18 protein-coding genes are annotated in these 20,449 nt (G+C 34.6%); 16 read left to right on the top strand and 2 right to left on the bottom strand.

All coding sequences use genetic code 11. The annotated features are described in order from the left end of the window. Positions 1-3: 3 nt before the first annotated feature. The 12 genes from bshA (at position 4) to D1606_RS07435 (ending at position 12,664) form a co-directional block, all read left to right on the top strand. Complete coding sequence (gene bshA, locus D1606_RS07490; protein ID WP_119415384.1) at positions 4-1,140, top strand: N-acetyl-alpha-D-glucosaminyl L-malate synthase BshA; 1,137 nt, start codon at positions 4-6, stop codon at positions 1,138-1,140. Continuing rightward, positions 1,133-2,323 carry a CCA tRNA nucleotidyltransferase gene (locus tag D1606_RS07485; RefSeq protein ID WP_119415383.1) on the top strand — a complete coding sequence of 397 codons (1,191 nt, stop codon included), beginning with the start codon at positions 1,133-1,135 and terminating at the stop codon, positions 2,321-2,323. The genes bshA and D1606_RS07485 overlap by 8 nt, the downstream gene beginning before the upstream one ends. Then, positions 2,307-3,290: a biotin--[acetyl-CoA-carboxylase] ligase gene (locus D1606_RS07480; RefSeq protein WP_119415382.1), complete on the top strand. Its 984-nt coding sequence runs from the start codon at positions 2,307-2,309 to the stop codon at positions 3,288-3,290. The genes D1606_RS07485 and D1606_RS07480 overlap by 17 nt, the downstream gene beginning before the upstream one ends. Positions 3,291-3,508: 218 nt before the next feature. Beyond that, positions 3,509-4,348, top strand: coding sequence for a 3-methyl-2-oxobutanoate hydroxymethyltransferase (panB, locus tag D1606_RS07475; RefSeq protein ID WP_119415381.1), 840 nt, complete (start codon positions 3,509-3,511; stop codon positions 4,346-4,348). After that, complete coding sequence (panC, locus tag D1606_RS07470) at positions 4,345-5,199, top strand: pantoate--beta-alanine ligase (protein ID WP_119415380.1); 855 nt, start codon at positions 4,345-4,347, stop codon at positions 5,197-5,199. Before panB ends, panC begins: the two co-directional genes overlap by 4 nt. Continuing rightward, the gene (gene panD / locus D1606_RS07465) at positions 5,199-5,585 is read left to right on the top strand and encodes an aspartate 1-decarboxylase (RefSeq protein WP_119415379.1); all 387 of its coding nucleotides are present in this window, start codon (positions 5,199-5,201) and stop codon (positions 5,583-5,585) included. Before panC ends, panD begins: the two co-directional genes overlap by 1 nt. A gap of 288 nt (positions 5,586-5,873) precedes the next feature. Then, positions 5,874-8,651, top strand: a complete 2,778-nt coding sequence (dinG, locus tag D1606_RS07460) for an ATP-dependent DNA helicase DinG (protein WP_119415378.1) — start codon at positions 5,874-5,876, stop codon at positions 8,649-8,651. A 65-nt stretch (positions 8,652-8,716) separates the two neighbouring features. Further along, a complete protein-coding gene (locus D1606_RS07455) occupies positions 8,717-9,199 on the top strand; it encodes a cell wall elongation regulator TseB-like domain-containing protein (protein WP_119415377.1) in 483 nt (160 codons plus the stop codon). A 318-nt stretch (positions 9,200-9,517) separates the two neighbouring features. Beyond that, a complete protein-coding gene (gene asnS / locus D1606_RS07450) occupies positions 9,518-10,813 on the top strand; it encodes an asparagine--tRNA ligase (RefSeq protein WP_119415376.1) in 1,296 nt (431 codons plus the stop codon). Between the two features lie 98 nt (positions 10,814-10,911). Then, complete coding sequence (locus D1606_RS07445; RefSeq protein ID WP_119415375.1) at positions 10,912-11,646, top strand: DnaD domain-containing protein; 735 nt, start codon at positions 10,912-10,914, stop codon at positions 11,644-11,646. A gap of 13 nt (positions 11,647-11,659) precedes the next feature. Continuing rightward, positions 11,660-12,316 (top strand): endonuclease III, encoded by a 657-nt coding sequence (nth, locus tag D1606_RS07440; RefSeq protein ID WP_119415374.1) that lies wholly within the window; start codon positions 11,660-11,662, stop codon positions 12,314-12,316. Next, positions 12,317-12,664 (top strand): YpoC family protein, encoded by a 348-nt coding sequence (locus tag D1606_RS07435; RefSeq protein WP_119415373.1) that lies wholly within the window; start codon positions 12,317-12,319, stop codon positions 12,662-12,664. A gap of 140 nt (positions 12,665-12,804) precedes the next feature. Here D1606_RS07435 and D1606_RS07430 read toward each other — a convergent pair whose 3' ends face one another. Together D1606_RS07430 and recU are read right to left on the bottom strand one after the other, a co-directional pair. Next, positions 12,805-15,417: a PBP1A family penicillin-binding protein gene (locus tag D1606_RS07430; RefSeq protein WP_119415372.1), complete on the bottom strand. Its 2,613-nt coding sequence runs from the start codon at positions 15,415-15,417 to the stop codon at positions 12,805-12,807. A 35-nt stretch (positions 15,418-15,452) separates the two neighbouring features. Continuing rightward, a complete protein-coding gene (recU, locus tag D1606_RS07425) occupies positions 15,453-16,058 on the bottom strand; it encodes a Holliday junction resolvase RecU (RefSeq protein WP_119415371.1) in 606 nt (201 codons plus the stop codon). A gap of 174 nt (positions 16,059-16,232) precedes the next feature. Between recU and D1606_RS18705 the strand changes: the two genes are divergently transcribed. From D1606_RS18705 to D1606_RS07410, 4 genes are all read left to right on the top strand, one after another. Next, positions 16,233-16,409 (top strand): hypothetical protein, encoded by a 177-nt coding sequence (locus D1606_RS18705; RefSeq protein ID WP_158582333.1) that lies wholly within the window; start codon positions 16,233-16,235, stop codon positions 16,407-16,409. Between the two features lie 65 nt (positions 16,410-16,474). Beyond that, complete coding sequence (locus D1606_RS07420) at positions 16,475-16,837, top strand: YppE family protein (RefSeq protein WP_367269415.1); 363 nt, start codon at positions 16,475-16,477, stop codon at positions 16,835-16,837. Further along, complete coding sequence (locus D1606_RS07415) at positions 16,830-19,112, top strand: DEAD/DEAH box helicase (protein WP_119415370.1); 2,283 nt, start codon at positions 16,830-16,832, stop codon at positions 19,110-19,112. The genes D1606_RS07420 and D1606_RS07415 overlap by 8 nt, the downstream gene beginning before the upstream one ends. After that, positions 19,113-20,372, top strand: a complete 1,260-nt coding sequence (locus tag D1606_RS07410; RefSeq protein ID WP_119415369.1) for a ribonuclease H-like domain-containing protein — start codon at positions 19,113-19,115, stop codon at positions 20,370-20,372. The last annotated feature ends 77 nt before the right edge of the window (positions 20,373-20,449 follow it).

Raw genomic sequence — 20,449 nt, 5'->3', positions numbered from 1 at the left:
CGGATGAAAAAACTTAAAATCGGTATCACATGCTATCCGACCGTTGGAGGCTCTGGTGTAATGGCTACAGAGCTTGGTAAAATGATGGCAGAAAGAGGGCATGAAGTACACTTTATTACCTCTAGTATGCCATTTAGACTAAATAAAATTTATCCAACAATTTTTTATCATGAAGTCCAAGTAAACAATTATTCCGTTTTTCAATATCCGCCATATGATATTGCTTTAGCAAGTAAAATGGCAGATGTTATTCAAAGTGAAGATTTAGATTTACTGCATGTCCATTATGCTATTCCACATGCTGTTTGTGCAGCATTAGCACGTGATATGTCAGGCAAGGATGTAGGTATCGTAACTACCCTACATGGTACAGATATAACGGTTTTAGGATATGATTCATCTTTAACAAGTGCTATTCGATATGGCATTGAGAAATCAGATATTGTAACTGCTGTGTCAAACTCTTTAAAACAGCAAACTTATGATTTGATTGAAACCGATAAACCAATTGAAACCATTTATAATTTTGTGGATGAACGCGAGTATTATCCAAAAGATGGAAGTTTGTTGAAGGAAGAATTCGGTATACAAGAATATGAAAAAGTTTTAATACATGTTTCGAATTTTAGAAAAGTAAAACATGTACCGGATGTCATTCGAACATTTATAAAAGTAAGAGAAAAAATACCGGCTAAATTATTGTTGGTCGGTGATGGACCTGAGAAAAACCAAATTATGCAAGAAGTAAAAAAATGTCCATTTGCATCAGATATTTTATTTTTAGGAAAACAAGAAAATTTATCTGAGCTATATGCAATGAGTGATTTGAAGTTATTGATGTCTGAAAAAGAAGCGTTTGGTCTAGTGTTATTGGAAGCAATGGCATGTGGGGTACCAGGGATTGGAACGAATATTGGAGGAATACCTGAAGTTATACAGCATGGGGAAAATGGCTATATTGTAGAACTTGGTGATTGTGAAAAGGCAGCAGAATATGCAATAGGTCTATTATTGGATGAAGAAAAGCTTCGACAATTTAGAGAGACTGCAATTTTTACAGCGAATAATCAATTCCATTCTTCTAATATTGTGGAACAGTATGAAGCGCTCTATGAAAAGGTGGCACGAAAACATGATTGAACAAACCGCTTGGAAAGCAGCTTTTGACGTAATTGCATCACTTGAAGAGCATGGCTATGAGGCAGTTATTGTAGGTGGTGCAGTACGTGATTCTTTAAGAGGTCATCAGGCAAACGATGTAGATGTTGCGACGAATGCCGTTCCTGAAGAAGTGAAAACTGTTTTTAAGCGTACTGCTGATGTAGGAATCGCCCATGGAACAGTTCTAGTTATCCATCCACTTAGTCCTGTAGAAGTGACCACATATCGTACAGAAGGTACCTATCAAGACCATCGTCGACCAGATCAAGTCAACTTTGTGTCTTCTTTAGCGGAAGATTTAAAAAGACGTGATTTCACGATTAATGCAATGGCAATGACCGGACATCAAGAAATTATCGACTTATTTGGTGGTAAAGAGGATATTCAAAATGGTGTTATAAGAGCTGTTGGTGAACCAGTGGAACGGTTTAAAGAAGACGCATTAAGAATGCTTCGTGCCATTCGTTTTAGTTCTCAATTAGGATTTAAAATCGAGAAAGCAACATTCCAAGCAATATCAAAGCAAGCTCAGGATATCCATTTTATCGCAATTGAAAGGATAAAAGCAGAATTTGATAAAATCTTTACAAGTGAACATCCAGAAAAGGCCATCCAAAATATTCAACAATCTGGTTTAGCTAAATTTTTGCCTGGCGATTTTGATCAACAATCAGCTATATGGGAAAAGTTTAGAGCAAGTAAAGAGTCTTGGAAAGGATGGGCACTTTTTTGTCTTCTACAGCCCTCACAGGATATAGAAGTTTTGCGAGCATATAAATGCTCCAACTATGAAAAAAAACAGGTGGAAAATATTCTTATAGCTTATCAATTGTTAACTTCAACGGGATGGACAAAAAAAGATTACTTTACATTTGATATAGAAGTATTAACAATTGCTTATGAATTTTCAAGGGTTTTAGGAAAAATAGTTTTTGAACCAAAATCTAAATTAGAAATCGAACATATAAAATCAAATCTAGCAATACAGCATAAATCGGATTTAGTCATCACAGGACATGATTTGCTTAAATGGAGTAGTAAAAAAAGTGGACCATGGTTAAAGGAAACACTTGACCAAATCCTTATAGAAATTTTAGAAAATCGTTTACTGAATGAGAGACAACAGATAAAGGAATGGTATCTAAATGAGCTTACCCATTAAATATGAGCTTATCAAACGTTTAAGTGCTGCAAATGGTGATCCAATTTCAGGACAACAATTAGCAGATGACCTAAACATCTCAAGAACAGCAATCTGGAAGCATATGAAACAATTAGAGGAAGAAGGCTATAAATTTGAGTCTATCCGAAAAAAAGGATATATGATGCTATCGGCACCTGATACATTAGATCCGGCTAAAATTACAGCAGCACTTGAGACAGAACAATTCGGAAAGAAAATTATCTATGAAAAAACCCTATCTTCCACTCAAACTACAGCCCATCAACAGGCTCAAGATGGAGCACCTAATGGAACAGTGGTCATTTGTGAGGAACAAACAGAAGGCAGAGGTCGTTTAACGCGTCCTTGGAAATCACAAAGTGGTAAAGGAATTGCAATGAGTATTATTTTGCGTCCGAATGTTCCACCGTATGAAGCTCCACAATTTACATTAGTTGGTGCAGTTGCAGTCACATGTGCTATTCGGGATGTAGCTGGAATTCGTCCGGATATTAAGTGGCCTAACGATTTATTGATTAATGGTTTGAAATGTACGGGGATTTTAACAGAAATGCAAGCCGATCCAGATAGAGTTAATGCAATAATTATGGGGATTGGTATTAATGTAAACCACGATTCTCAAGATTTTGATGTAGATATTGCAAATATTGCAACGTCATTAAAAATAACTATTGGTAAGCAGATTGATCGTGCGGAACTTGTTGCGAAGATACTTTATTATTTAGAAAAATTTAGCAACCAGTATATTGCAGAAGGATTTACAAATATTAAAGCATTGTGGGAAGAATATTCCTGCACAATCGGTAGTCGCATCAAAGCAACAACTTTACGTGATGTTTTTGTTGGAAAAGCCATTGGTATAACCAATGAAGGTATTCTAAAGTTGCAACTTGATGATGGAACAATAAAAGAAATTTATTCAGCAGATATCGAACTTGAAAAATAAATATTGGCAATCGTTTTAATAATTGTTATAGTGGAATCACAGGACAGTATCTTTATAGAACTGTACCTTAGATTTGAGTTTCACTATAACAAAAAAATCTGCCTTGATCTTTGAAGACAGGGACGGAAGAAAACGATTCAATGTGATTACACTACCCTTCTGTCCATTTTTAGACAGAGGGGTTTTTGTTTTCTTCCCCAAAAAGGAGGAGAGAGTGTATGAAAAGTACAACTGAATTTCTAAAGATGAAAGAACGAAAAGAGAAAATCGTCATGTTAACTGCTTATGATTACCCTTCAGCTATGCTCGCTGAAAGCTCTGACATTGACATGATTTTAGTTGGAGATTCACTAGGAATGGTCGTTCTAGGCTATGATTCAACAGTAAATGTAACTTTAGATGATATGATTCATCATGGTAAAGCAACAAGAAGAGGCGCAAAAGATACGTTTATCGTAGTAGATATGCCATTTGGCAGTTATCATGGCGATGTAGGCGATACATTAAAAAATGCAGTCAAGCTATTTCAACAAACAGGCGCAAATGCTTTGAAATTAGAAGGTGCTGGCAATCTAGTGAATTCTATTAAGACACTAATATCAGCCGGTATTCCAATAGTTGGACATCTAGGGTTGCAGCCACAATCAGCTGCTGTGTTAGGGGGATATAAAGTACAAGGGAAAACAACTGAAGCAGCAGAAAAACTGATTCAAGATGCGCTTGAACTTCAAGAAGCAGGTGTCTGTGCTATCGTACTAGAATGTGTACCACACCAATTAGCAGGAATTGTAACTGAAAGATTAGACATTCCTGTTATTGGTATTGGAGCAGGTAAAGAGGTTGATGGACAGGTATTAGTATTCCATGACACATTATCATATGGTAGTCATCACGTTCCAAAATTTGTGAAAAAATTCGCAGATGTAGGTTTCGAAATAAGACATGGTGTCACTGCTTATAAAGATGCTGTTAAAAAAGGGGAATTTCCAGCACCTGAACATCAATTTTCAATGTCAGCAGAAGCTCTAGGTCATCTATATGGAGGAATTAAAAGATGAAAGTTGTCACAACCATCCTTGAATTACAACAAGAATTAGAAAAGCATAGAGAAACAAAGAAAAAAATTGCATTAGTTCCAACTATGGGCTTTTTACATGATGGTCATTTAACTTTAGCGAAAGCAGCAAGAGAAGAAAATGATCTAGTTGTAATGAGTGATTTTGTCAATCCTACACAATTTGGACCAAATGAAGACTATGATAGTTATCCAAGAGATTTAGAGCATGATATGAAATTGGCTACAGAAGCTGGTGTAGATTATTTGTTTGCTCCGACAGTAGAAGAAATGTATCCAACAGATGGAGGAATTCGATTTGAAGCAGGTCCTGCATCTAAAATTCTTTGTGGGGCAACAAGACCCATCCATTTTAATGGGGTTTTACAAGTTGTTTCAAAACTATTCCATATTGTTCAACCAACAAATGCTTATTTTGGGCAAAAGGATGCTCAACAATTAGCACTTATTAAAATGATGGTGAGAGATTATAATTTTTCAGTTACGATTTGCAGTGTGCCAATTGTTCGGGAAGAAGATGGCCTTGCGAAAAGCTCAAGAAATGTTTTTTTAACAGAGGAAGAAAGAGAACAGGCACCGAATATACAAAAAGCTTTGCAACAGGCAAAAGCAGAATTTGTAAAATCACACGATAAAGAAAAAGCAATACAAATAGCTGAAAAGATGATTGAAAGTGAAACATCAGGGAAAATTGACTATTTAGAATTACGTAGTTATCCGGATTTACAAGAAGTACATCCTGATACATGTCACTTTTTACTTGCGACAGCAGTTAATTTTTCAAACGTTAGATTAATAGACAATATTCTTTTTTCGATTGAGGAGACTAAATAATGTTAAAAATGATGATGACTTCGAAAATTCACCGTGCAACAGTTACTCAAGCTGATTTAAACTATGTGGGTAGTATTACAATAGATGCTGATTTACTTGATACGGTTGGAATTCTCCCAAACGAAAAAGTTCAAATTGTAAACAATAATAACGGAGCTCGCTTTGAAACTTATACAATTGCTGGTGAACGAGGTTCTGGAGTGATTTGTTTAAATGGCGCAGCGGCTAGGTTAGTTCAGCCAGGAGATATTGTTATAATCATAGGCTACAGTTATTTGACGCTGGAAGAGGCACAAAAAAATGAACCTAAAGTTGCCATACTAGATGAAAATAATAAAGTAAAACAATTAATTCACTATGAACCAGAAGCAACCGTTATGAATTAATTGTATAACTAGCTAGCAAGGGCTGTTTAATTAGTGTGAAAATCACTAACTAAACAGCCTTTTTGATGTTCATATCCTTAAAGATTATATTTTTGTAAAATAAAGAAAAATCATATTATTTACATTAATTGAAAATCCTTCAGAATATATTTTCCATTTATAATATTTTTCAATATAGATATTGCCGGTTCCTAAAATAAATAAAAACACATGGTATCAATTCAGCTATTCTCTTTGAAATATGATAAAATCATCAATATAACATGAACGGAAAGTTGTGAAGAATACATGGAAAGTCAAACTTATGCCATTGTCGATTTAGAAACAACTGGTCATTCCTCACAACAAGGAGACCGAATCATTCAAATCGCTATTGTATTAATGAAGGATTGGAAAGTTGTATCAACTTATTCATCGTTTGTAAATCCAGGTAAGGATATTCCTTTTTTTATACAAGATCTAACACATATATCAGATCAAGATGTTGAAAAAGCACCCACTTTTGAAGAACAAGCTGAAGAGATTTTTGAAATTTTGCAAGACACCATTTTTGTTGCACACAATACAGATTTTGACTTGCCATTCTTACAAGCGGAGTTTAAAAGAGCAGGCTTACCAAAATGGCTAGGAAAACATATGGATACTGTAGAATTATCAAAAATTCTTTTTCCTACAGCATATAGCTTTAAGTTACAAGATATTACGATGGAGTTAGGGATTAGTTTAACACATGCTCACCGTGCTGATGATGATGCATTGGCGACTGCTTATTTACTAAAGAGTTGCTGGGAGAGATTATTAACGTTGCCGCTAACAACAATTGAGCAACTTCATATGAGATCTTTCAGATTAAAATCCGATTTATCTCAACTTTTTTTAGATGCAATTCATACAAAAAGAAGAACTTCTCACGATTCAGATACAAATCAATATTACCGTGATGTCGCTATAAAAAAGCCTGTAGAAATTGTTAAATCAAATGTTGAACAGCTCTATTATCCATCTTCTTTTAAGGAAAAAGAAAAACTTTTTAAAGAAGCATTTGATTCTTTTGAGGTACGGCCTGACCAATTTAAAATGATGGACATTGTTTGGCAAGCACTTGTTACAAAACAAGAAATAATGACGGAAGCTTCAACAGGAATAGGTAAGACTCTTGCATACCTGATACCAGCAATCATATATGCTAAAAAGAACGCTAAAACAGTCTGTATTAGTTCATATACATCGCATTTGTTGGATCAACTTTTATTAGAAGAATTACCTAAAGCAGAAACAATTTTAAATACTACTGTTTCTACTGCAATTGTTAAAGGCATGGAACATTATATTGATATTGATCGTTTTTGTGATCTTTTACGAGTAGAAGATGATTCGTATGATGAAAATTTTACGAAGATGCAACTCCTTGTCTGGCTACAAGGAACAGAAACAGGTGATTTAGGAGAAATCACTTTATCTGGTGGAGGGAAATATTTCATAGACAAAATACGTCGAACTCATACAACATCTGAGACGCATCATAAAGGTGCCTATGATTTTTATATCCAAGCACTGTCAAATTGTAAAAAGGCTGATTTAGTTATAACAAACCATTCCATGATATTAGCAGATTTAGTAAGAGAAGAGCCTGTTCTCAAAGATTTAGATGGGGTAATATTGGATGAAGGACATCAATTTTTGCAAGCAGCTACATTAAGAGATGAAAAAATTTTCTCCTACACACAGTGGAAGTATCACTTTGGTCAGCTTGGTTCAACAGAAACAAAATTGTTGGAACATCCTTTTTATTTAGAGCTGTTACAAGAAGATAAAATACCACGTCGAAAATTGCAAAAGTTAGAATTATTATTTGGAGAGATCGTTACACTTTTTGATCAAGAAATCCATCGCCTAATACGAAAACTACCATTACAAAAAACAAGAAATCGCCAACATAAAAATAGTTTTTTGTTATCAAGTGTTCAATTAGAGCAACCTTTTGGAGAACAATTTAGTCGTAAAGTTATAGAGTGGATTCATCTCGCTGAAACAATTACTTCTATCTATTTACGTTATCCTGATGATTTATCGATAAAACAACAAGCAAATATTGCAGATTGGGAGTTTCAACTGAATGAATTAAAAGTAAAAGCTGCAGAATGGGATGCTGTTTTTTTAAGTCATTTAGAAGAAGATACTGCTTGGATCGAAGTAGATACAAGAAGTCTTCCAGGAAGTCTGTATCTATTTAAAAGACCAGTAAAAGTGGAAGATGAAATTACAAACGTATTGCAAAGATTCCGTGGTCAATCAGGAATTATTTGGACATCTGGGACATTGACAGTCCCAAATAATGAACGTTTTATCGCACAACAATTGGGCCTTTCAGAAGATATTCCTTTATATCAATTGCAGGCACCGAAATCTTATTATGATGGGGCAAGTGTATACATTGTTGAAGATATGCCCGATATAAAAACAGTGACTCAATCAGCATATATCGAAGCTGTGGCGGATGCGATTGTGCAAACTGTATTAGCTACACATGGAAGATGTTTTGTTCTATTCACTGCTCAAGATATGCTTAGAAAAACAGTGGAGCTTATCCAAGAGACTGGCATTCTTGAGGATTACATGTTATTTGCACAAGGAATGTCTTCTGGAAGTCGGATGAGACTTTTAAAAATGTTCCAGCGTTTTGAGCATTCTGTTCTTTTTGGAACGAATAGTTTCTGGGAAGGTGTTGACGTTCCAGGGGATGCCCTTTCTGCAGTTATTGTAGTACGTTTACCATTCTCTTCTCCAGAAGAACCATTCTTTAAGGCTAGAGCTGAGAAGTTGTCTAGTAAAGGTATGAATTCTTTCTATAGATTATCGTTACCGGAAGCAATCCTAAGATTTAAACAAGGATTTGGAAGGCTTATTCGTTCATCACATGATAAAGGTGTGTTTATAGTGCTTGATCGTCGTATCGAAACGAAATCATACGGAGAAGAATTTATAAAAGCATTACCAGATATTCCTATCAAAAAAGTGTCGCTCGAACATATGGTCTATGAATTAGAAGATTGGTATAATAATTAAAGCAAAGCTAGCTACGACGTTTATAGTGGCATAAATAAGGACTAAAAGAAACATAAGGTGATATCATGAAAAACTGGATTAAGTTCTTCTCAATATTTTTACTAATTCTAGCACTATCGCTAGTTGTCATAGTTGGATGGAGATCAAACGCTCCTTTTCATAGTGTAGAAAAAACTGCGAAAGCTGCCGTTTTGCATAACCAACAACTAAATACAGTCACTGAAACCTATGTATACCATGGTAAACAACCATATGTAACTGTAATTGGTAAAGATGATAAAGGTAAGAAAAAGGCTATTTTTGTTTCTCAAAATAATAGCGATGAGAAGCCACTAGAAGTCTATCTGAAAGATGGAATTTCAAAAAAAGAAGCTATATCAGAAGCTACTAGAAAAGGTGATGTAAAAGAAATTCTACATACAAAATTAGGAGTAGAAAAACCAGGCGTTGTATGGGAAATAACTTATCTAAACAAACAAGATAAGCTTAATTATGTCTATATCATGTTCGAAAATGGACAATGGTGGAAACGAATATTGAATTTATAACATTCAACAGTGCGATCTGGTCACGAATTTAACATGAAATAGATCATTTCAAAAGAAATTTACAGGAAACTCGTATATAATAAAGATAAGTAATTCTGCATTGTATTTACATAATATTTATGCTGATACTTTTGAAGAATTAAGTGGATCTAAATCAAGACCCATTGCACAATGGAAAGACAAGTAAGTAATTTAAATTTACCTTATGTCAATTCTAAAAAAGAAGTAAAGAATTTCATTGTCAAAACAACTAGAATACGCAAATATTAGGCATAAATAATGATTAGCTTAATGAATGCTTGAAATGCGGAGGTTAATATGGAAAAAATCACAATTCAAGACATGCCAAAACATGTTGGTGAAACAGTTAAAATTGGAGCTTGGTTAGCAAACAAAAGATCTAGCGGTAAAATTGCATTTTTACAATTACGCGATGGTTCAGGATTTGTTCAAGGAGTAGTTGTAAAAGCAAACGTATCAGAAGAAACATTTGCTACAGCGAAATCTATTCACCAAGAAACTTCACTTTATATCACTGGGGAAGTAACAGAGGATACTCGTTCATCATTTGGTTACGAACTTCAAGTGAAAGAAATCGAAGTAATTGCTGAATCTCATGATTATCCAATTACACCAAAAGAACATGGTGTTGAATTCTTAATGGATCATAGACACCTATGGTTACGTTCTAAAAAACAACATGCAAATATGAAAGTTCGTAATGAAATTATTCGTGCAACCTATGAATTTTTCAACAATAATGGATTTGCAAAAGTTGATCCTCCAATTCTAACTGGATCAGCTCCAGAAGGTACTTCTGAGCTTTTCCATACAAAATATTTTGATCAAGATGCATATCTTTCTCAATCTGGACAACTTTATATGGAAGCTGCAGCAATGGCACTTGGAAAGGTATTTTCTTTCGGTCCAACATTCCGAGCAGAAAAATCTAAAACCCGTCGCCATTTAATCGAGTTCTGGATGATTGAACCAGAGATGGCATTTGTAGAACATGATGAATCTCTTGAAATTCAAGAACAATATGTTTCATATATTGTCCAATCTGTACTAAAAAAATGTAAACTAGAATTAGAAATTCTAGGCCGTGATACATCTAAACTTGAAAAAGTACAAGCTCCATTCCCACGCATTTCATATGATGATGCGATCGATTTATTACACGAAAAAGGCTTTGATGATATTCAATGGGGAGACGACTTCGGTGCACCGCACGAAACTGCAATCGCTGAACATTTCGACAAACCTGTATTCATCACATGTTATCCAGTTGGTATTAAACCATTCTATATGCAACCACATCCTGATCGTGATGATGTTGTGCTTTGTGCAGATTTAATCGCTCCAGAAGGTTATGGTGAAATTATCGGTGGTTCAGAACGTATCTGGGATTATGATTTGATGAAAAAACGTATTGCAGATTATGGCTTAGACGAAGAAGCTTATGCATGGTATTTAGACTTACGTAAATATGGTTCAGTACCTCATTCAGGATTTGGTTTAGGTTTGGAACGTACAGTTGCATGGATTACAGGTGCAGAACATGTTCGTGAAACTATTCCATTCCCTCGTTTATTAAACCGTATTTATCCATAAGTAGTAGGTTAGCTTATATTATTATGTTGTAAATCACAAGAAGAACCGCTTAGGCGATTCTTCTTGTTCAATTTTAAAATAAAGGAGAGTTCGATGATATGAAAGAAGCAGAGCGTCTCCAAACTTGGATAGAGCGGGGAAGTGTTAATATTTCTCAGCTTTTTTTTCAGTTTTATAAGGAATTGCAAATCTCAGATGTAGAAGCGATGCTAATTATGCATTTGTATGCATTTCATGAAGAAGGAAATGAATTCCCTACACCTGCTAATATAGCTCAACGTATGAATATGACTGAAGATATGATCTCTACAAGTATGCAAAGACTTATGCAAAAGGGTTTCATGGAAATTCATCAAAAGTTAGATGACAATGGTGTACTTTATGAAGTGATTACCCTAATGCCTTTATGGAGTAGACTTCTGGATATTGTTCTTGTAAAAAGAGATACTGATCAAAATGAAGTAACAAAGTTAAAAGAAGGACAGTTATTTCAATTATTTGAACAAGAATTCGGAAGGTTCCTATCTCCTATGGAAACTGAAATGATTTCCATGTGGCTTGATCAAGATGGTCATTCTCCTGAAATTATTCGTCATGCATTAAAAGAAGCCGTTTTGTCTCAGAAGCTAAGTTTAAGGTATATCGACCGTATTCTTTTTGAATGGAAGAAGAATAATGTAAAAACTTTAGAAGATGTTGAAAAACAAAGCAAGAATTTCCGAAAAAATATTATTCCTAAAACTGTTGAACAGAAGTCCGCAAAAAAAGAGACAGAACAAAAGCCACCAGCAAGTAATGTCCCTTTTTATAACTGGCTAGATCGTCATAAGTGAGAGGTGGATTTAAATGTTAACAATTAAGCAGTGGGAATATTGTCTAGAAAAAATGGAAGAAATGTTTCCGGATGCTCATTGTGAATTAGTCCATGAAAATCCGTTCGAATTAACAATTGCGACTTTGCTGTCGGCACAGTGTACCGATGTACTTGTCAATAAAGTTACCGCTACATTGTTTAAAAAATATAAAACGCCTGAAGATTATTTAGCTGTCTCTTTAGAAGAACTCGAACAAGATATTCGCTCAATTGGTTTATATCGTAGTAAAGCGAAAAATATACAAAAACTTTGCCAACGTTTATTAGACGAATATAACGGTATTATTCCAGATTCACGTGAGGAATTAGTAACTTTACCTGGTGTAGGCCGTAAAACAGCTAATGTCGTTTTATCTGTTGCATTTGGACATCCTGCATTAGCAGTTGATACACATGTAGAACGTGTTACGAAACGATTAGGGCTTTGCAAATGGAAAGATAGTGTATTAGAAGTTGAAAATACTGTGATGAGAAAAACGCCAAAAGAAAAGTGGTCTAAAACTCACCACCAATTAATTTTCTTTGGTCGTTATCATTGTAAAGCACAAAATCCAAACTGTAGTGAATGTCCTTTATTTGAAATATGTAGGGAAGGACAAAAGAGAGCGAAGAAAGGTCTTGTGAAATAGATGATTGAGTGCAAAAAAGAAGCCATATTAAAAGAGCTCGTTGATGAGTGGATTATTAAATGGGAATCATTAAAACAAGAGATTCATCATTCACATACAGCTCGAGATGGTAAAGCTGGAGATATGATGAATAAAGGAATACAACTTTATGAATCTTTTATTATAAAAGCATCTAATGGACAAGATTATTTAGTAGAAAATGAGGATTACGAAATCTTACCGATCAATGCAATAGAAAGATTATCGTTTATCAAGTCCCGTCCGAGTCAATATGCATGTTATAGACAGTTGGATGAATTATTTATAGAAACGAAAAAAAGATGTGCAAGATTGCGTTTAAAACATTAACCAATATGATATATGTTAAGGCAGAATCATTTCCTCATGATTCTGCCTTTTTTTCATCATATGATGTAATTGCAATAATTAAAAAGGCTGTCAACAAGTTTTACCTATACTTGTTGACAGCCTAATATTATCTTAAGAAGCTATTGTTGACTTTCTAGTTCTTCGGGAGAGGAATTTCTTTTTATGCTATTTAGATTTGCTTTATTTTTTCCATTCCCATTCCCGTTATTCGATTGATTATTTTGTTGATTTGAATTTTCTGTTGTTTGATCATTTTGATCTGTATTCGTATTATCTTGGTCATTACCTTCAGAAGGTGTAGTTGGCGTTTCTGATTGATCTGGTGTAGTTGGTGTCTCCGTTTGATCAGGTTCTGTTACGTCAGGTTCAGGTTCAGGTTCAGGCTCAGATGCTTGGATCTGAATCGACGTTGTTGCCGCGCTACTTGTCTTACCACCAGCAATTGCTACAACGGAGAATACATATGTCTTTCCGCTTTCGGCACCACTATACGTGTAAGAATTTGAAGATGTTTCAGTTAAAGCTTGTGAACCTCCACCATCAACTGAGACTGAAATTTTAAAATTAGCTTTTTCGTCGTTAGTCGCTTCATGTGACCAAGTTAGATTAATGGCATTTGAATTAGCATCATATGTTGCCTTTAATCCAGATGGAGCATTTACTTTTTGTTCTTCATCTGTTGTTTCTTCTGGTTTTGTTGTAACCGGTTGTTGACCTTTTACATACAATTCACTTCCAACTCTTACAACTGAGTTTGGTTGAGTGAAATCAGGCGTTTCTGTATTTGCTGAAATTTGGGACATAACGGTTCTGAATAGTTGTTGTGGTAGAACACGTTCGGCACTTGTTGTAATTGGATTTTTATAATTAGTGTATCCACTCCATACAGCGATTGAATATTTAGATGTGTATCCTGCAAACCAAGAATCTGGTACAGATGACTCAGGGAGACCCCACTTACTAAAATCATCTGAACTATAGTTGGTTGTACCGGTTTTACCAGCAACATCTAATCCAGCGATACCTGCCGCAGTACCAGAAGCCCCGAATTTAGAGCTTACTACATCTCGCAACATATCTGTTACCATATATGCTGTGTAATCACTCATTGCAGGTACTGGATCTGGTGTATACGATTTAGCTGTTTTACCATCACGATAGACAATTTTCTTAATCGCATGAGGTTTAGTATAAATACCATTATTACCAAATGCAGCATAAGCACCAGCCATTTCAATAGGAGAAAGGTTGATTTTACCTCCACCAATTGCATCAGATTCAGTGACGTTACTTGCGTTAATACCAAGGTTCTTAACAAAAGATTTAGCTTTATCAGCACCAACTTCTTTAAATGTTTTAACAGCAGGAATATTACGTGAGTTATATAATGCTTGTCGAATTGTAATTGTTCCTTTGTATTGATGGTCAAAGTTATTAATTTGTTGGTTTGTTCCTGTGTAAGTCATTGGCTCATCAACGATTGTTTGGCCTGTAGACCATTTTAGATTTTCAATTGCAGGACCATAATCCATTAACGGTTTCATCGTAGAACCTGGTTGACGATTTGTTAACGCTTCTGCATAGTTAAATCCACGTTCAGGGCCGTAATCACGTCCGCCACCGACAGCTACAATAGCGCCTGTTTCTGTATCAATAACAGATAAGCCTGCTTGAATATCTTTTGTAGGGAAATTAGCATCATTATTCATCGTTTTTTCAACAATTTTTTGTGCTGATGTATCTAATGTTGTATATACATTCACACCATCCGCTAATGCTTTTTCATCCCCATTTTCTTCTAATTCTTTTAAGACAACGTCGATAAATGCATCGTACTTAGAAGAAGAGGCAGTTTTTCTTTTGTTTTCAGGAAGTAGACCTTCTGCTACATCAACTTTTTTAGCAGCTTCCATTTGCTCTTTTGTAATTTTTTTATGTTGATACATTAAACCTAAAACGATATTACGACGTTTTTCTGCACGATCTGGATTTTTAAATGGATTATAAGCATTAGGTGCTTGTGGCATCCCTGCTAAAAGTGCTTGTTGAGCTAAAGTTAAGTCTTTTAAATTTTTACCATAAAAGAATTTAGCAGCTGTTCCAAAACCATAGATACGACCGGACATTAATACTTTGTTAAAGTACATTTCGAAAATCTCTTCTTTTGAATATTCTCGTTCTAGTTGTACGGCTAAATATGCTTCTTGAGCCTTACGTTTTAATGTTTTCCCATTATTTAAAAATGAGTTTTTAATAACTTGTTGTGTTAAAGTACTACCACCTTGTGAGCCAAATCCAAAACGGAAATTAGCTAACACTGCACCACCTAAACGGACAAAGTCGATACCATGATGTTGGAAAAAACGTGAATCTTCAGTTGCGATAATTGCATCACGCATACTAGTTGGTATATCTTCGTATGCTACATGTTCACGTTCTTGATCGCCCATTGTATAAAATACTTTGCCATTATTATCAAAGAATTTTGATGATACTGGGTCTTTTAATAATTCTTCATCTAATTTAGGTGCTTGCGCTGCATAGAATGCAAACACTCCACCACCTATTGCAAACATTGCTATACCAATTGCTAAGATAGCAATGATAATTTTCTTAATCCATGAACGATTAGGTCCTTTGGGGCCTTTTGGTCCTTTCTTCTTTGTATGTCGCTTTCTCTGTTGTTCTTCTAGTTGCTTTCGTTGCCTACGAGAATTTATTTGTTGATCCACAACATTCTCCTCACTTTCTCATAACTACGATCAAGTTATGGTAGCAATTGTGTGATTGCTTTTAAATAATCTAATTTTGGAACAAGTCCTAGTTTTATTTCTATAGCTTGTTCCTCGAATTCACTCAAAGGAATTGATTTTCTACCACCTTCAAGCATTCGATTCCATGCTTTTAATAGCATTTCCAAAGGTACTACAAAATAGCGCTCTAAGGAAGAAAAACGTACTAATAAGAAGCATATTCCCTTCTGCTTTGCAGAAGACTCCATATGAGAGACTTGATGGGGATGGACATTTTTTAAAGGAAAAGATGTTTTATTTTCTGTTTCCTTTGCATCAAAGTCAATGTAGTAGCCATTATAAACACCATTGTAGTCGGTAGTGGATGGTGTTCGAAAATATGCTTCACGAATGACAGCGGCGCTTCTCGATGGGTACTCTACTTTGACGATTTGAATAGGAACAGGTTTCTTATGAATTACAGCAATATTCCTTTGTCGATAGAAATCATTGGTTTCATCTATTTCTTCTTCAAGAGTTCTCCCACGATTACTATAAGATAAGTCCTTCTTTTTCGGAAGTTTTACCTCTAGTTTTTGGGTTGGCGAATATTTCTTCCCATTTGGATAACGAATAGTCATAAAAACACCTCATCTGCATTCTATAATACCATAAACCTTATAGGTTATATGATGAGAATTCCATTAGAAAATGTTAAAAAAAATTACTATTATCGTCGAATCTCCACTTGTTTTGTCCACTATAAAGGATTTGTTTTTTATATCTTGAAAGTTAACAGCAGGGAGGCGATGAAGATGCAAAGAATAGATAAGCTTATTACTTTAATTGATATGGTGGATAAACTATTAGAAAACAGAGTAAACCATGAGGAAGAAATGTATAATAAAACACTTGAAAGAAATATGAGATACGTTGCAAACCGCCTTGAATTGATTGAAGAACAAAAAGAATATTTGTTCGCTTTAAAGTAGTGAAATAACAACTTTTTTGATACACTTAAAATAGTAGAGGAAAATATATTTTGGAGGTGTGTATAATGTTACAAACATTAACAGACGAGTTATTAGATGAATGTAAAGAATGTTGGCAACGATTTTTGAAAATGAGAGAAACTGACACATCTCCAGATTTTTTTATAGATGTAAAGCCACATGCAGATTTGTATCATCAAAAATTGATCACCTGGCAAAAGGAAATAGAAACTTGGATTGATCAAGAAAAGCCAAAGTATATGCATAAAACACAAATTCGAAATGCTGTCGATGCAATGGATCAGTTTGTTGTGCAATCTTTTTATCAGAAAACAAGTAAAAAAAGATTATATCAATCGATTCAATCAGTTACATATACATTAGAAAGTTTGCAACGTATTTTACAAAAGGATGATTTAGATGATTAGTAAAAAGAAAACCATCGAAGAACTTTTACAAGAATGGCAAGCCAATCCCGAAATGCAAGATAGAGTTGAATATGTTCATACTATACCACCTAAACCAGCTAAATTAGTTGACTTTCCTAGTAAATTACATCCTTCATTAGTAAAAGCATTGCATAAGAGAGGGATAGATCAATTATATTCCCATCAGAGAGAAGCTTTTGAATATGCTATTAATGGCCAATCTTTTACTGCTGTAACACCTACTGCGTCAGGAAAATCACTTTGTTATCATTTACCGGTACTTCAAGCCATTTTGGAAAATAAAGCATCGAGAGCTTTATATTTATTTCCAACGAAAGCGCTTGCTCAAGATCAAAAAAGCGATTTAAATAATTTAATCGAAGATAGTGGTGAAGAAATTTTAAGTTATACATATGATGGAGATACTGCACCTGGAATTCGACAAAAGGTCCGCAAAGCAGGTCATATTGTGATGACTAATCCAGATATGTTGCATTCAGGCATATTACCGCATCATACAAAATGGGTCTCACTATTTGAAAATTTACAGTATATTGTGATAGATGAATTGCATACGTATAAGGGAGTATTTGGTTCACATGTAGCACATGTACTTAGACGTCTTCTTCGAATTTGTCATTTTTATGGGAGTCATCCAATTTTTATTTGTACATCTGCTACGATTAAAAACCCTAAGGAATTAGCAGAGACCTTGACCAATACGCAGCATCAATTGATTTCGCAAAATGGAGCACCAACTGGCAAGAAAACATTTTTGTTTTATAATCCTCCGATTATCCATCCAACTTTTGGCGTTCGTAGAAGTGCCATTTTAGAAGTGCGGGATTTAGCGAGAGATTTGTATAACTCTAATATCCAAACGATTATTTTCGCGAAAAGTCGGGTTCGTGTTGAAATGCTAGTTACTTATATGAAATCTTTGACTGCAAAGAAAATTCAAGATGAGACAATCCGAGGGTATCGAGGAGGATATCTACCATCTGAGAGACGGAAAATTGAAAAAGGATTAAGAGATGGTACTATACAATGTGTTGTTTCGACCAATGCGCTAGAATTGGGGGTAGACATTGGTCAATTGCAAGCATGTATTATGACAGGGTATCCTGGTAATATTGCAAGTGCATGGCAGCAAGCGGGACGCGCGGGAAGAAGACAAGATGACGCATTAATCATTTATGTTGCCCAATCTACGGCTTTGGACCAATATATTATTAAACATCCATATTATTTATTTGAAAGTACCCCTGAAGAAGCAAGGGTATATCCAGACAATATGTTAATACTGATGGATCATTTAAAATGTGCTGCTTTTGAATTACCGTTTTCTGTAAATGACACTTATGGAGAATTTGAAGTGCAAGATTTGTTAGAATATCTACAAGAAGAGGGTATTCTTATAAAGACTTCAGAAAAGTGGCATTGGATGAGTGATAGTTTTCCAGCACACGATATAAGCCTTAGATCAGCTTCGCAAGAAAACGTTGTGATTATTGATCAATCTATCCCTGCACAAACGAAAGTTATTGGTGAAATGGATCGTTACAGTGCATTGACATTGCTCCATGAAGAAGCTATCTATTTACATCAAGGAACGCAATTTCAGGTAGAAAAATTAGACTGGGATGAAAAAAAAGCATATGTACGTGAAGTGGATGTGGACTATTTTACAGATGCCAATTTAGCTGTAGAGTTGAAAGTAATCAGTGAAGATAAGAGTAGACAAATTGGGCATGCTGAAGTTGCGTTTGGAGATTTAATGACACTAGCTACTGCCACTATTTTCAAAAAAATACGTTTTGGAACGCATGATAATATCGGAAGTGGACCTATACATTTACCTCCTGAAGAACTACATACAAGTGGTACATGGTTATCTTTTGACCAGCCTGAAAATTGGAAAGAAGATGATTTGACAGGAGCTATGACAGGGGTAGCATATGCTATGAATAGCTTTATTCCACTATTATTACAAAGTGATCGTAGTGATGTTCATGTAGTTCCTCAAGTAAAAGCAACACATTCTGAAAAACCTACTTTTTTTGTTTATGATCGTTATCCAGGCGGAATAGGATTGAGCGAACGCATTTATGATCTATGGGATGAGCTTTTACACCATGTTTATGAACATGTTAAAAGTTGTCCATGTCAAAATGGATGTCCTTCTTGTATTGGAGCTCAAGATATTAGTGCTGAAGGAAAAAAACAGGTTTTAACTTTCTTAAAGACAATATTATTAGCAGAGTTGGATGATTAAATGTCATATGAAAATAAAATTCTTCAAATGAAGAAAATGCGAAAAAAAAAGCCAGAATCAGAACAAAATGCTGAAAAAGTATTCAAAAAACCTGATGTACCGACATATGCGAAACAATGGGAAGATGCAGGGTTAAAAAGAATTGATAATAAATTTGGAATTGTATTTTTGCTTGAAAAGCATTATTCAACTAATTATAAGCATGGTGATTTTTATTTAGGTGAACTATATAATGCATTTCAATTATGGAATAATACAGAGCAAAAACATCCGTTAGCACTAGAGAATGATAACAACTTAGTTTTTTACGATACGGAAACGACGGGATTAAAAGGTGTAGGCACACAGATTTTTTTGAATGGTATATTAGAAGCAGAGCCAGGTGGTTTTGTATTAAAACAATATGTTCTAGCAGATCCCAGCCATGAAGTAGCTTTCTTATGGGAGTCAAAATTATGGCAAGCCAATAAGACAATTGTTACATACAATGGCAAAAGCTTTGATTGGCCACAATTACAAACTCGTTTTACTTTGCATAGAAAAGATTTGCCTAAATTGCCTGAACAAAAGCAAATCGACCTACTACATGGTTCTAAGCGGATATGGAAAGATGATCTATCTCGTATGAAACTTTCTCAAGTAGAGGAAGAAAAATTAGGCTTTCATAGAATAGGTGATATACCGGGTTATCTTGCGCCTATTATCTATTTAGATGCTGTTAAGAATGGAAATCCTTCTACATTATTAAAGGTACTTGAACATAATGAATACGATTTGTTGTCATTAATAACACTTTATATACAAACTACAAAACTATTGTGTGAAGATATTAAAAAAGAATCCGCTACCACTTATACGAATATTGGAAAATGGTATGGGGATTTAGCTGAAACTGAAAAAAGTAGTGAATTATTAAAAAATGTTACAAAGCTATATAAGAGTGATGAAGCAGGATATGCATATTACCATCTTGCATTTCAACAAAAAAAGCAACAGCTTTTTGAACAAGCTTATTTATCATTTAAAAGCGCTATTCCATTCATTAAAGAAAGACAAAAAATTATTGCTTTGATTGAACTAGCTAAAATTGATGAGCATCGAAATAAAAATTATGAACAGGCAATTTATTATAGCCAACATGCTTATAAACTTGTGGAAAATAGCATAATATGGAACGATGAAATAAAATTCAAGAAGTTACGTGAGATAGAAAAAAGAATAGTTAGAAACGAAAGAAAAATATCATCACCTGGGAAATGAATAACTTTGCTAACAATGGAAGTAACAGAGATAGACTAGAGCGAAATGTGCTATAATTATAAGACATATATATATAT

The organism is Rummeliibacillus sp. POC4, from assembly GCF_003576525.1.
Taxonomy (GTDB): Bacteria; Bacillota; Bacilli; order Bacillales_A; family Planococcaceae; genus Rummeliibacillus.
This window is presented reverse-complemented; position numbering and strand designations above follow the sequence as displayed.